The sequence below is a fragment of the Chroococcidiopsis sp. SAG 2025 genome, from assembly GCF_032860985.1.
Classification (GTDB): Bacteria; Cyanobacteriota; Cyanobacteriia; order Cyanobacteriales; family Chroococcidiopsidaceae; genus Chroococcidiopsis.
In genome coordinates, this window is record NZ_JAOCNC010000001.1 from 45,943 (window position 1) to 58,965 (window position 13,023).

At 46.6% G+C, this 13,023-nt stretch carries 6 protein-coding genes and 2 pseudogenes; 2 read left to right on the forward strand and 6 right to left on the reverse strand.

Annotated features, from left to right (window positions below; translation table 11 throughout):
- Window positions 1–39 precede the first annotated feature (39 nt).
- Window positions 40–2,670 (forward strand): alanine--tRNA ligase, encoded by a 2,631-nt coding sequence (gene alaS, locus N4J56_RS00205; protein ID WP_317104609.1) that lies wholly within the window; start codon window positions 40–42, stop codon window positions 2,668–2,670.
- Between the two features lie 189 nt (window positions 2,671–2,859).
- On the opposite strand, the gene N4J56_RS00210 is transcribed toward alaS, so the two are convergent.
- The 3 genes from N4J56_RS00210 to N4J56_RS00220 are packed head-to-tail and all read right to left on the reverse strand — an operon-like array spanning window position 2,860 to window position 6,095.
- Window positions 2,860–3,087, reverse strand: coding sequence for a FeoC-like transcriptional regulator (locus N4J56_RS00210; protein ID WP_015152144.1), 228 nt, complete (start codon window positions 3,085–3,087; stop codon window positions 2,860–2,862).
- 2 nt (window positions 3,088–3,089) lie between these two features.
- Entirely contained in the window at window positions 3,090–5,453 is a 2,364-nt protein-coding gene (feoB, locus tag N4J56_RS00215; RefSeq protein ID WP_317104610.1) for a Fe(2+) transporter permease subunit FeoB, read from the reverse strand.
- 3 nt (window positions 5,454–5,456) lie between these two features.
- Window positions 5,457–6,095, reverse strand: a complete 639-nt coding sequence (locus N4J56_RS00220) for a FeoA family protein (protein ID WP_317104611.1) — start codon at window positions 6,093–6,095, stop codon at window positions 5,457–5,459.
- A gap of 367 nt (window positions 6,096–6,462) precedes the next feature.
- Between N4J56_RS00220 and N4J56_RS00225 the strand changes: the two are divergent.
- Window positions 6,463–7,817 (forward strand): annotated as a pseudogene (locus tag N4J56_RS00225) (IS110 family transposase).
- Between the two features lie 309 nt (window positions 7,818–8,126).
- Here N4J56_RS00225 and N4J56_RS00230 read toward each other — a convergent pair.
- The 3 genes and pseudogenes from N4J56_RS00230 to N4J56_RS00240 all read right to left on the reverse strand — a co-directional run bounded on the left by N4J56_RS00230 (window position 8,127) and on the right by N4J56_RS00240 (window position 12,998).
- Window positions 8,127–9,287: pseudogene (locus N4J56_RS00230) on the reverse strand (IS4 family transposase).
- A 153-nt stretch (window positions 9,288–9,440) separates the two neighbouring features.
- Window positions 9,441–12,068 carry a cyanophycin synthetase gene (gene cphA / locus N4J56_RS00235; protein ID WP_317104612.1) on the reverse strand — a complete coding sequence of 876 codons (2,628 nt, stop codon included), beginning with the start codon at window positions 12,066–12,068 and terminating at the stop codon, window positions 9,441–9,443.
- 393 nt (window positions 12,069–12,461) lie between these two features.
- Window positions 12,462–12,998 carry a dual specificity protein phosphatase family protein gene (locus tag N4J56_RS00240; protein WP_317104613.1) on the reverse strand — a complete coding sequence of 179 codons (537 nt, stop codon included), beginning with the start codon at window positions 12,996–12,998 and terminating at the stop codon, window positions 12,462–12,464.
- Window positions 12,999–13,023: the final 25 nt, after the last annotated feature.

The following is a 13,023-nucleotide window of genomic DNA, read 5'->3' on the forward strand; positions in this document are numbered from 1 at the left end:
CCCTAACCCCTAACCCCTAACCCCTAATCCCTAGTTCATATGCAGTACCTCAGCGGTAACGAAATTCGGCAAACATTTTTAGAATTCTATTCCCAGAGAGGACACCAGATCCTCGCGAGTGCATCCCTCGTGCCAGAAGATCCTACCGTGTTACTGACGATCGCGGGGATGTTACCATTTAAGCCAATTTTTCTGGGACAGCGATCGCCTGAGTTCAAACGCGCTACGTCATCTCAAAAGTGTATCCGTACGAATGATATTGAAAATGTCGGACGCACGGCAAGGCATCACACTTTTTTTGAGATGCTAGGAAATTTCAGTTTTGGCGACTATTTTAAGGAACAAGCGATCGCTTGGGGATGGGAACTGTCTACAAAAGTTTTTGGCTTACCCCCAGAACGCTTAGTTGTCAGCGTGTTTGAGTCAGATGACGAAGCCTATGCTATCTGGCGCGATAAAATTGGCGTTCCCGAAGTTAGAATCAAGCGCATGGGTGCAGATGATAACTTCTGGAATTCTGGTCCTACAGGACCATGCGGTCCATGCTCGGAAATATACTACGATTTTCACCCCGAACGCGGTGATGCAAATATCGATTTAGAGGATGACACGCGGTTTATCGAGTTCTACAACTTGGTATTCATGCAATACAACCAGTATGCAGAAGGCAATCTCACACCCCTGGCTAACAAAAACATCGATACGGGGATGGGATTGGAACGGATGGCGCAGATTCTCCAGAAAGTTCCGAATAACTATGAAACCGATTTAATCTTCCCGATTATCAAAACAGCAGCGGAAATCGCCGGAATTGATTACAACAACTGCGACGAGAAAACCAAAGTCTCTTTAAAAGTGATTGGCGATCATATCCGTTCTGTGATGCACATGATTGCGGATGAAATTCGCGCTTCAAATACAGGACGGGGTTACGTTTTACGGCGGTTAATTCGGCGTGTCGTCCGACATGGAAGATTAATCGGGATTCAGGGTGAGTTTACTACTAAAGTTGTAGAAACTGCGATCGCCTTGTCTGAATCTGCTTATCCTAACGTGCGGGTGCGAGAAGCACAAATCAAAGCCGAGTTGCAACGAGAAGAATCGCAATTCCTTAAGACTTTAGAACGCGGCGAGAAACTGCTGGATGAAATTATTCAAACAGCAAAACAGCAGAATAAAACTCAAATTAGCGGCGAGAGTGCTTTTACCCTCTACGATACCTATGGTTTTCCTTTGGAATTAACCCAAGAAGTTGCTGAAGAACACAACCTCACTGTTGATGTGGATGGCTTTGAGGTAGAAATGGAAAAACAGCGCGAACGGGCAAAAGAAGCACACGAAACCATCGATCTCACCGTACAAGGTTCGTTAGATAAACTTGCCGAGCATATCCACGCTACCGATTTTGTCGGATATACTCAACCCGCTGCTACAGCTGCAATTAAAGTGCTGCTGATAGCTGGAAAATGTGTTGAGGAAGCAGAAGCAGGACAAGACGTACAAATTGTGCTTGACAAAACACCCTTTTATGCTGAATCGGGCGGACAAATCGGCGATCGCGGTTATCTGTCTGGCGATGCGATTTTGGTTCGGGTTGAAGATGTAAAAAAAGAGTCCGATTTCTTCGTCCATTTCGGCAGAATTGAGCGCGGGACTTTACGTGTAGGAGATAAGGTAACAGCCCAAATCGATCGTGCTTGTCGTCGTCGCGCCCAAGCTAATCATAGCGCCACGCATTTACTACAAGCGGCGTTGAAAAAGATTGTCGATGATTCAATTTCGCAAGCAGGTTCTCTAGTAGATTTCACGAAACTGCGATTTGATTTCAACTGTCCTCGTCCGGTGACACCAGATGAGTTACAACAAATTGAAGAGACAATTAATACTTGGATTGCTGAAGCACATACAGCCGAAATTTCTATTTTGCCACTAGCAGAAGCTAAAGCTAGAGGTGCAGTTGCTATGTTTGGCGAAAAATATGGCGAGGAAGTGCGCGTATTAGATTTCCCCGGCGTGTCGATGGAATTATGCGGTGGCACTCACGTTAGTAATACAGCCGAGATTGGCGTATTTAAGATTATTTCTGAAGCTGGAGTCGCTTCGGGAGTCAGGAGGATTGAAGCGGTGGCTGGACCTGCCGTGTTAGATTACCTAAATGTACGGGACAAAGTTGTCAAAGATTTAAGCGATCGCTTTAAGGTAAAACCGGAAGAATTACCCGATCGGATTACAACTTTGCAAACCGAACTCAAAACCACTCAAAAGCAACTCGATACCCTTAAAGCACAACTTGCTTTAGCAAAATCTGAATCGCTGTTAGCTCAAGCTGAATCGGTGGGAGAATTCAAATATGTCGTTGCCCAAATGGAAGCTGTCGATCCAGAATCTTTAAAAACAGCTGCCGAAAGATTGTTGCAAAAATTAGGCAATGGTGCTGTCGTTTTAGGTTCTGTTCCTGAGGAAGGAAAGGTAAGTTTAGTTGCGGCTTTTAGTCCTGAAGTGAATAAAAAAGGCTTGCAAGCAGGTAAATTTATTGGGGCGATCGCTAAAAGTTGCGGTGGCGGCGGCGGTGGTAGACCGAATTTAGCCCAAGCTGGCGGACGAGATGCTAGTAAACTACCAGAAGCCTTAGAAGCTGCTCAAAAAGAGCTGCGATCGGCTTTAAGCTAGGTTTAAGGGTGAGCTTTTGCTCATCCTTCTGATTGTTTTAGGTTTAAGGGTGAGCTTTTGCTCATCCTTCTGATTGTTTAATAAGAACTGGTGGTGGCAAAAGTTGTAGAGTGGGCGATGCCCGCTATATTTACAGCAGGATTTTACGTTGTGCCGCATTTGCCTCAACTTGACAGCCGCAATCTGACATCAATTCTCCTTGGAGCCAGTCCACTCGTAAAACTCAATTGTTTCTGGAGCGCAACTGTGGCAACTACCGCATTTTTTGCCTACCGTTTTGCGTATCCTTTCCTTGCGAACGAGGCGATCGAGCATCCCCCGCAACACATCGACATCAATGTGGAGATCTTGTTCTAGTTGAGACAAGGATGCATGATGATGCTGGCGCAAATAGCTCTGTAATTCTTGTAAGACCATTGTTATCTCCTCATGCCTGGTTCCGCTGCGCGTTGGGCGACAGTGACGGTTCGTAGTTGATGGCGACGAGAACTAAAGCGTTTCAGCACGACTAACGTAGCAACCATAAACACTAGTAGTCTGATTAGCCAAGCGATCGCTGTCATCGGATGTTGTTGCAGAGTCATCAACTGGTAGTAGAACACGGCAACCCAATACGCTATTCCCGTCGTCCAACAGCTAGAGAAAATCGTCCAACCTAAGTTAGTTTCGCGATATACTGCTGCTGTAGCGGACACACAAGGGAAGTAAAGTAGAACGAACAGGAGGAAGGCGATCGCCGCTGTGGTGCTAACGAATCGCTGTGCCATTTGTCCGTAAGTGCTGTAGTGTACTTCTTGCGCTTCTGCTGCTGCTTTGCGATCGCCACTGGTATCGATAACGCTTATACCCACGGGATCTAGTAATTGATTCGAGAGGTCGGCTAGGTTTTTGGGAATGCTGGCAAATGCCTCACCAATCCCACCCCAAAAGCTATATTCTGCCTCTGGCTCCTCCTGACCTGTTTCTTGCTGTGCTAAGTCAGTATAAAGAGCGTCCAGCGTCCCCACCATCACCTCTTTAGCAAATACGCCTGTAAAAATACCCACCGTAGCGGGCCAGTTTTCCTGTTGCAACCCCATGGGGGTAAATACAGGCGTAACCGTGCGGCTGAAGGCACTGAGAATCGAGTCCTGGCTATCTTGCTTGCCGAAAGAACCGTCTACGCCAACAGAGTTGAGCAAACCCAGAATCACCACCATCGCCACGATCGCTTTCCCTGCACGTTTGATAAAAGCCTTGAGGCGATCCCATGCCCGTAACAGGACTCCGCGTAGAGTTGGAATGTGATACGGTGGTAGTTCCATCACGAAAGGAGCCGCTTGACCTTTCAGTATGGTATTTTTCAAAACTAGTCCGGTAAATACGGCTGCTAAAATTCCCAGAATGTAAAGTAAAAACACGATGTTTTGCCCGTTGGTAGGGAAAAAGGCAGCGGTAAACAGCGCATATACAGGTAGCCTAGCCCCACAGGACATGAAGGGATTCATCATGACCGTCATCAGGCGATCGCGTCGATTCTCTAACGTCCGAGTTGCCATAATCCCTGGAATATTGCAGCCAAACCCCACCATCATCGGCACGAAGGATTTACCAGGCAACCCCACAAATCGCATCAGCCGATCCATCACAAAAGCTGCCCGTGCCATATAGCCAGAGTCTTCCAACAAGGACAGGCAAATAAACAATAGTCCAATTTGAGGAATGAACGTTGCCGTGGTTTGGATACCACCACCCACCCCATCTGCTAGCAGCCCGATCGACCAGCCAGGAGCGTGAATTTGCTTTAGGAAATGGGCGACTCCGTCCACAAATACAGCACCAAATGCCAGATCGAAAAAGTCAACGAACGCACCGCCGACGTTGATGGATATTAAAAACATCGCATACATTACCACTAGAAAAATCGGGATGCCCAACCAGCGATTCAGCACCACGCGATCGATCTTGTCGGACTGCGTTCGCTGTACCTGGCGCGTGCGCTGTGTCACTCCTCCGATGAGTTGATGAATCCAGTTATAGCGACTATCAGCAATTAATAAATCGATGTCATCTCCCAGGGTTTGATGAATTTGCCGACGATGTGCGACGATCGCTCGCAGCAATGCTTCACTGCTGACCTCTGGTGCTACTCGGTCTTCATATTGCAGTAAATTTAAAGCGACCCAACGCGGTTTCACATGGCGATCGCGAATATTAGCTTCGACAAGTAGAATCAATTCAGTTAACGCCGCTTCAATGACTGCCGGATATGCTACTTGGGTTTTGGGAAGCGATCGCTGCACCAAGGCATTGTTGATACTATCACGCAGTTGTGGCACTCCCCTACCAGTATTGGCACAGATAGGAATAACTGGACAACCCAAACGTTCCGATAGCAGCGAAGGATTGATGCGAATTTCTCGTTTCTCCGCTAAGTCCATCATGTTCAGCGCCACGACGAGCGGCACTCCCATTTCAAGCACTTGTGTTGTCAGGTAAAGGTTGCGCTCTAAATTAGCAGCATCGACAATGTTTATGAATAAATCTGCCTCGTCACAGAGGAGATAGTCTCGCGCTACAAGTTCGTCGAGTCCCGTTGCTGCATCTTCTGCATCCAGCGAGTAGACTCCTGGTAAGTCTACGACAGTAACTTCTAATTGCTGATATCGATAACTACCTTCTTTGCGCTCCACCGTGACCCCAGCCCAATTTCCCACTCGTTGATTGGCTCCAGTCAAGGCATTGAACAAAGTTGTCTTACCGCAGTTAGGGTTGCCGACGATTCCGATTGTCGGTTTGCTCATGGTCTAGATCCTCCCGGCAATCTCAACTCGCAAGGCATCAGCTTCATCTTTGCGCAGACTCAGGTGAAAGCCTCGCACTTCAATTTCAGTCGGGTCACCCAACGGTGCATGGCGCGTGACGACGAATTCAGTTCCTGGGGTGAGTCCCATTGCTAATAATTTTCGTTTGTAAGCACGGGCTGCGGGTTCGTAGCCGACGACTTGCAACGTCGAGCCAACGACCGCATCTCGAAGCTTGAGCGAGGATGTACTAGATTGGCTCATCTGGAAATCTCCATCTCTTATATGGGCGAGCGCGACCTGAATGTGATGTGCCATCTCTGCATTCAGTCCGATCCGCTGCTCTTGAAGTGCCACGATCGCCGAGCCGCTCTCAGTGCGGCTGATAACTTCTAACTGGATACCAGGCATCAACCCCATTCCCATCAGGCGGCTGTTTGCCTCACCACAGTTCAAACCAACAATGCTGACGCGATCGCCAATATTTGTCATTGCCAAAGAAAGAGTTAACCGATCTGGAATGGGATCGACCTCATCCGCTTTTTTGCGATCGCTGGACTCGCAAAAGAAGATAAACTTCTTCCAGTTCGGTCGCTGCCAATTTCGATGCCAAAGATTAACCCGATTGTCTTCGCCATCCATTAGACAATCTCCTGATGAAAACTCTTCTGATTGAAAAGTATCATTAAAAAACTGATATACTTGAGAGCCTCCAACTAGCAGCTTTGCAGCCAGCAAAATATGAAAGAAACACAAGTATTCAGAGTTTATGAGCGATAAATATTATACTCAATATGTACTCTGACAGTTAAGACCGTCTTAACAGTGGTGCAAATTACGCCCGTTTGAGAGCCTGGTTCTGGGTAATATTGGCAAAAATATTGGTGAAGTAGCATTGGCTACTATCCCGTTTAGGAGATTAGATTGATTCGCCATCCCCAGGCAGGGTACACAAGGCTGGAAATTTAACAACCACAAGGGTGATATGAGCCAAGAAAAACCTTCTCCCATGCCAGAAGATAAAAACTTTTCAGCCATCAATTTGAATGCCGCAGGCATTGACATTGGTGCTGATAGGCATTGGGTGAGCGTGCCTGTAGGACGGGATAATGAGAGTGTACGCAGCTTTGGTTGCTTCACAACTGACCTATACGCGATGGCAGATTGGCTCAAGGTTTGTGGAGTGAAAACGGTAGCAATGGAATCAACAGAAGTTTATTGGATACCTGTATTCCAAGTTTTAGAAAGTTGTGGATTGGAAGTGAGGTTGGTGAATGCCCATTACGTTAAAACCGTCCCTGGGCGCAAAACAGATGTATTAGATTGTCAGTGGTTGCAACAATTGCATACCTACGGTTTATTATCAGGGTCATTTCGTCCGCAAAGAGCAAATATGTGTTTTACGTAGTTATATCCGCCAACGAGATAACTTAATCAAAAGTGCTTGTGTCCATATACAGAGGATGCAAAAGTCCTGACTCAGATGAACCTACAGTTGCATCGGGTCATTAGCGACATCACCGGCACTACTGGCATGGCGATTATTCGTGCCATTGTTACAGGTGAGCGTAACCCAGATGTGTTGGCATCACACAAGGATGGACGTGTCAAAGCCAGTTGTGCCGAGATTGCTGCTGCCTTAACTGGGGACTATCGACCAGAAATGGTATTCATCTTGCAACAGGAATTACAACTTTACGATTTTTTTCAAATACAGATCTCTGCCTGTGATGCCCAAATTGAGCAATGCTTGGCATCTTTTGGATCTAAAGTTGATGTGAATGCTTCGCCCTTAGCTAAACCAAAACGTCGTGGAAAAAAGCAACCCGGCAATGCACCCCAGTTTGACTTGCGTTCTGAACTGTATCGCATGAGTGGTGTGGACTTTACTCAAATTGATGGTTTAGGGGCTGTGAGCGTACTTACCCTGATCTCAGAGTTAGGGTTAGACGCGACACGCTTCCCACTGTCAAGCACTTTACGTCGTGGCTCGGTTTATGCCCTGGTAGTCGCATTACTGGCGGCAAAGTTAAAAGTTCTAAATCTCGTCGAGTTGTCAACCGCGTTGCCGCCACTTTACGCACCGCCGCACAATCTCTTTGTCGCTCTCACTCTGCTTTGGGTGGCTTTTATCGCCGTCTAGCTGCTCGCTTAGGCGCACCTAAAGCGATTACTGCTGCCACTGCACATAAGTTAGCCCGTATTTTCTATCGTCTTTGGACAACAGGTAATCTCTATACTGACCCTGGTCTTGATGCCTATGAGCAACAATACCGAGAGCGCCCTCAAAACCTGAAGCAAAAAGCTCAAGCTTTTGGCTTAGAACTCATCCCTATTTCTGACCCTACAGAATGTGTTTCTTAGGAGTTTTTATCAACAATTAAGAATTAACTTATTGTTATTTGTTCTCAAAAGATGAGCTTTAAAAAGGGAGCAGAGGGGCAGGGGAGCAGGGGAAAATAACTTACGACTTACAACTTACGACTTACCAATTACTACCCCTGACTGACAACCGTTCACTGATAACGCAATACGGTTCATTTAAGGCTACGCTGTGCTGAGGATAAAGAAAATAGAGGATTGGTTCGGGAGGGGTGGCTCGATGTCTTGGCTTTTTGAGCGAAACTTGGATACAGGTTTTTTACAACTCTGGGATTGGTACGAGAAACTCGTTCAGGTAACAGAGTGTCTAAAATCTCTACAGTTAACCAACTTAAAAAAGGGGAGTTCTTGTGATTGCAAGCGTTGAAATTTCGGGATAGCACGACGAATAACTCGCAATGTCCCAGTGAAACTCAGACGCAAAGGAGTGATACCCGCGCTCTTTGCAGCTTGAAACATCAATAACCGCACAGCCCAGTGTCCTAACAACCACCCGTAAACTTCCTGCACAACTTCACGCGGTTTTTGAGAGCGAATATGAGTTTTTCGTCCTGATAAATGTACTTTGAGTTCATCAATAGTATTTTCTACTTCCCAGCGTTGATGATATTCAATCGCCAGTAGTTGAGCCGGAAATTTCTCCAATTCCAATAAGCTGGTAATTAAGCGATATCTTAGTTGTTCCTCTGGGTTGTCGGTATTACCAATTGTGTATTCAATCACGGACTTGTATGGGCTGGCAAGCTTTTGAGCGGAATTTAGCAGGTGGATAAATCCAACTCAGATAAGAACCATCCGCCAGTGGTTCTTCGCACAAAAACTTGACATTTGCGGGAATTCTTCCTAAATAATCGCTACCAGTTGTGACAGTTGCTTGCACCATTGCATAAGAATGTAACCCTCTGTCCCACATCAACAACATCCCTGAACTCACGGAGCGTAATAATCTTAATGCCCGCACTCGTTCTCCTATTCGATATGGACACATCAATGCATCAAAGATTAAATGTGTTCCTGCTTCTACCAAAATGACTAATCGCAGTTTGGGAAATGCGGCTTGTGTGCCAGGACGGCTGCTCGGACGACCAAAAACTCTCGCATTTTCATCGCTGTCTGGCAGATCGAAGCAAGTCCGATCAATTACCACAATTCGCAATCCATTGAGAAATGCTCCTTTGGTATCGGTGCTAGCCATTGGTCGCACCAGTTGATGGAACAATTGACTCATCACCCTTGGACTTAATCGTTGTCGGGCTTGCGTTATTGCTGATTTACAAAAACTCGCCAGTATTTCCCCACTTTCACCCATGCTTCGCTCAGCCCATCAATTAAGTTTTTCAGCACATCTCTCATCGAATCTCGTGACCACAGACTCATCGCAATTACCAAACAAATTACCAATTGTGCTGGTAACGAGCGTTTACGTTGTTCACAAACTTTAGTTTTAGCGATCTTGCTCGATCTCCGTGGATGGGATGGCTGCCTCTATCGCTTTGAACACATCACTACTTTGTATTGTAGGAGACAACAATGAGAAATCCTTCAGATGCACTATACTCACTTTCCATTCTTGGGAACAATGCTTAATTTACAACACTTTGAGCCTTAACTGAACCGTAGTGACTGATAACGAGTTTCCACCAGCTTAATTGCACGGCTGACGCTTTCAGGTAGAATGACGACTAAACTACCCTCAGTTGCAGTATCCAAGGCGGTGTTAATTGCTGTGGTTTCGTCGAGAATAGTTTCGTAGTGAAAATCGGGTTTTTCCTCTTCAATGCCTAGACGAATGAGTTCGGCAGCTTCACCACGGGGGCGATCGCGAGTGTCGTCATCTTCTTTAACGATGATGCGGTCGAAGATTCCCGCCGCCAGCCTACCCAGGTTAAGTAAATCTTCGTCGCGGCGATCGCCGGGTCCACCCACGACACCGATCCGTTCTCCCGTATGATGCCGGACAAAATCACCCATTGCTTGGTAACTTGCCCCATTATGAGCGTAGTCAATTAAAGCTTGATATTTGCCCAAGTCAAATAAATTCATCCTGCCTGGGGTTTGACTTGCCGATGGTTTAAAGGCGATCAGGGCAGTGCGAATATCCTGTATTTTTACACCTTGCACGAAGGCGGCTAGACTGGCAGCTAAAGCATTGGCGATCGCAAAGTTAGCTTTTCCGCCTAATGTCAGCGGCACGTTAACTACTTGTTCGATCTGTTCCGACCAATCTTGTTTTTTAAATGTTAAATAACCATTTTCGTAGACAGCGGCAAGTCCCCCTTGTTGGACGTGCGACTGTACGATTTCGTTATCTGGCTGCATGGAGAAATAAGCTATCTGCGCCTTAACCCGCTTTGCCATCGTCACCACTAATGGATCGTCAGCATTCAGGACAGCATAACCTTCAGGCATGACTGTTTCTGCAACCACGCTTTTAACATATGCCAAGTCTTCCACCGTATCGATCCCATCAATGCCTAAATGGTCGGCGGCGACGTTCAAAACAACACCGACATCGCAAGTCGGAAAACCCAAACCAGAACGCAAAATTCCACCCCGCGCCGCCTCCAAAATCGCGACTTCTGCCATCGGATCTTGCAAAATTAACCTCGCGCTGTGGGGACCAGTATTATCTCCTGCCTCCACAAGGCGATCGTCTATATACGTCCCATCGGTAGTCGTGTAGCCAACAATGCGTTTTGTTTGGCGAAACATCTGGGCAGTTAAACGGGTGGTCGTCGTTTTGCCATTAGTCCCTGTAATTGCCACAATTGGAATGCGATTGGGAGTACCAGGAGGAAATAGCATATTCAAAACTGCTTCCCCCACCGGACGCGATAAACCTTGGCTGGGGTGAGCGTGCATCCGAAAACCAGGCGCAGCATTCACTTCGACAACTACGCCACCGACTTCTGCTAGGGGACGGGAGATATCGGGGGTAACAATGTCAATGCCTGCAATATCCAGTCCAATGATTTTTGCCACCCTTACCGCTAAGTAGATGTTGTCAGAGTGAATTTCATCGGTGCGATCGATCGCAATTCCACCCGTACTCAAATTAGCTGTTGCCCGTAAATAGCAGATTTCTCCTTCTCTCAGCACAGTATCCAAGCTACACCTTTGCTTGCGCAGAAGTTCAAAACTGCTACGGTCTAATTCGATCCGCGTCATCACGTTATCGTGTCCCTGTCCTCGGCGCGGATTGCGATTTGCCATTTCAATTAGTTCGTTAATCGTAGAACGCCCATCCCCCAGCACATGAGCGGGGACTCGTTCGGCAACAGCAGCAACTTTCCCATCTATAACTAATACGCGGTGGTCGCGTCCCGTGTAGTAACGCTCGACAATGACAGTCCGAGATTTTGAGACTACGCTTGCCGCATCGTAAGCTGCTTCTGCATCTTTCCAGGTATTTATATCCAGCGCCACGCCTCTACCATGATTGCCATCGAGGGGCTTAATTGCCACGGGAAAGCCACCTACAGCATCGATCGCATTTTCTAACTCGTCAAAATAGCTAATCGTCATGCCACGCGGAACGGGAACCCCTGCATCTTGAAGAATGCGTTTCGTGCCTTCCTTGTCTCCCGCTAGCTCGATACCTAAAATACTAGTGAGATCGCTTTGCGTTGCCTGAATCCGATGTTGGTAGGCTCCATAACCTAGCTGAATTAAAAACCGCGCCCCCAGTCGCAGCCAGGGAATACCTCTTGCCTCCGCAGCTTTAACGATCGCTTCCGTGCTTGGTCCTAGCGCCGCCTCTGCGCCTAATGTCCGCAAATCTTGCAAATCTTGCCGTAAATCGTCAGGATGATAGCGCCCTTTCTCTGCAATACTCTGACATAAACGAACAGCAGCTCTCGCCGCATAGCGTCCCGCTTCTGGAGCTTGATATTCAAATATGACGTAATAAACTCCACGAGTTGCAGTCTTTCGAGTCCGACTGAAACTTACGGGCATTCCAGCTAAAGTTTGCAATTCTAATGCTACGTGTTCGACGACTTCCTCCATCCACAAGCAGCCGTCCTGCAACCGATCTAGAAACTTTTCTCCCAAATCGCACTCGCGATCGCTCAAACTGGGTAGCGCCTCAGTCAGCCCCTTCAAAAAGCCAGAAATTCTATTTGGTTTGCGATCGCTGAAATCTTGCAAATCGAGACGCACGACGATCAGCTTGTGGTCTTGGATGCTCCAATAGTTAGGACCTTGTAACGTCTGAATCTTGAGTATTTTCATCGCAGTTTTTTCGATTGACAACTAGCGATCCGGTCGTTCCACTGTAATTTCTAGCTCCACGTTTATCTTCTCATGACTTGCAAGAGAATTTTTAATTCCTCACCTAGTAATTTATAGTTAATATCAAATTGCGATCGCAAATACAATCTCCTTAGCGTTCTTCTTCACATCTTTCTTCTTTGCGCCTAGTCTTCTATGAGAAGCCACTTTGCGTCTTTGCGTCTTTGCGTGAAACAAATCTTTTTTAAATGTAACTTGGTATGAATAAAAGATTGTAGCCTCATCATATCTCGCGGCAATTAAAATACTAACCGTCGCAAAAAATCAGTAAATTTCTATACTAATTTCTCAGTAAAACAGCAGTAAATAGTTAGGAAAAATCCGCTTGCCAACTCATTTAAATTCATTGCGACAACGATCTAAAAGTGATTCCAACTCTGCGATCGTTTTAAACGGATTTTTACCTTGCAAAACTGCCGCGATCGCAACTTCATATGGATTTCTACCCATCTGTCTAACTGCTTTAATTGCCGCTTGGTTGGAAAAACCGCGACCGCATACTAACCATGCCGCTAAAACATGACCAGTGCGCCCAACACCCCCACTGCAATGCACGACAACTTTCTCGCCCTGTCGGTTGGCTTCGAGCAAAAATGGTAGGATCTTTCCAGTCAATATTTCAGGGTCAGCTAGGGTAAAATCTTCAATTGGTGTCCAGCAGACCCGTTGGCTGCCAAATTCTTGCGCGTAAGTGCCAAGTAAATCTGAGTAGGGAGCGAGTTGTTTTTGAGGCAGCAAGCAGCAAACTCGTTTAATTTCTTGACCTTTCATATATTTCAACCAATCTCGCATCTGTGCTTCTGAATAGCCAGGTCGAGCCGAGCCAAACACAATAGCTTCTTGCTTTGAAGCTGGTGCAAATTTATACATAAGGCAATGACATTGACTAATTTTG

Excerpts from the sequence above, each read along its gene's own strand:
- alaS (WP_317104609.1), top strand. The coding sequence starts at position 40 with ATGCAGTACCTCAGCGGTAACGAAATTCGGCAAACATTTTTAGAATTC.
- N4J56_RS00210 (WP_015152144.1), bottom strand. The coding sequence starts at position 3,087 with ATGGTCTTACAAGAATTACAGAGCTATTTGCGCCAGCATCATCATGCA.
- N4J56_RS00220 (WP_317104611.1), bottom strand. The coding sequence starts at position 6,095 with ATGGATGGCGAAGACAATCGGGTTAATCTTTGGCATCGAAATTGGCAG.
- N4J56_RS00240 (WP_317104613.1), bottom strand. The coding sequence starts at position 12,998 with ATGTATAAATTTGCACCAGCTTCAAAGCAAGAAGCTATTGTGTTTGGC.
- cphA (WP_317104612.1), bottom strand. The coding sequence starts at position 12,068 with ATGAAAATACTCAAGATTCAGACGTTACAAGGTCCTAACTATTGGAGC.
- feoB (WP_317104610.1), bottom strand. The coding sequence starts at position 5,453 with ATGAGCAAACCGACAATCGGAATCGTCGGCAACCCTAACTGCGGTAAG.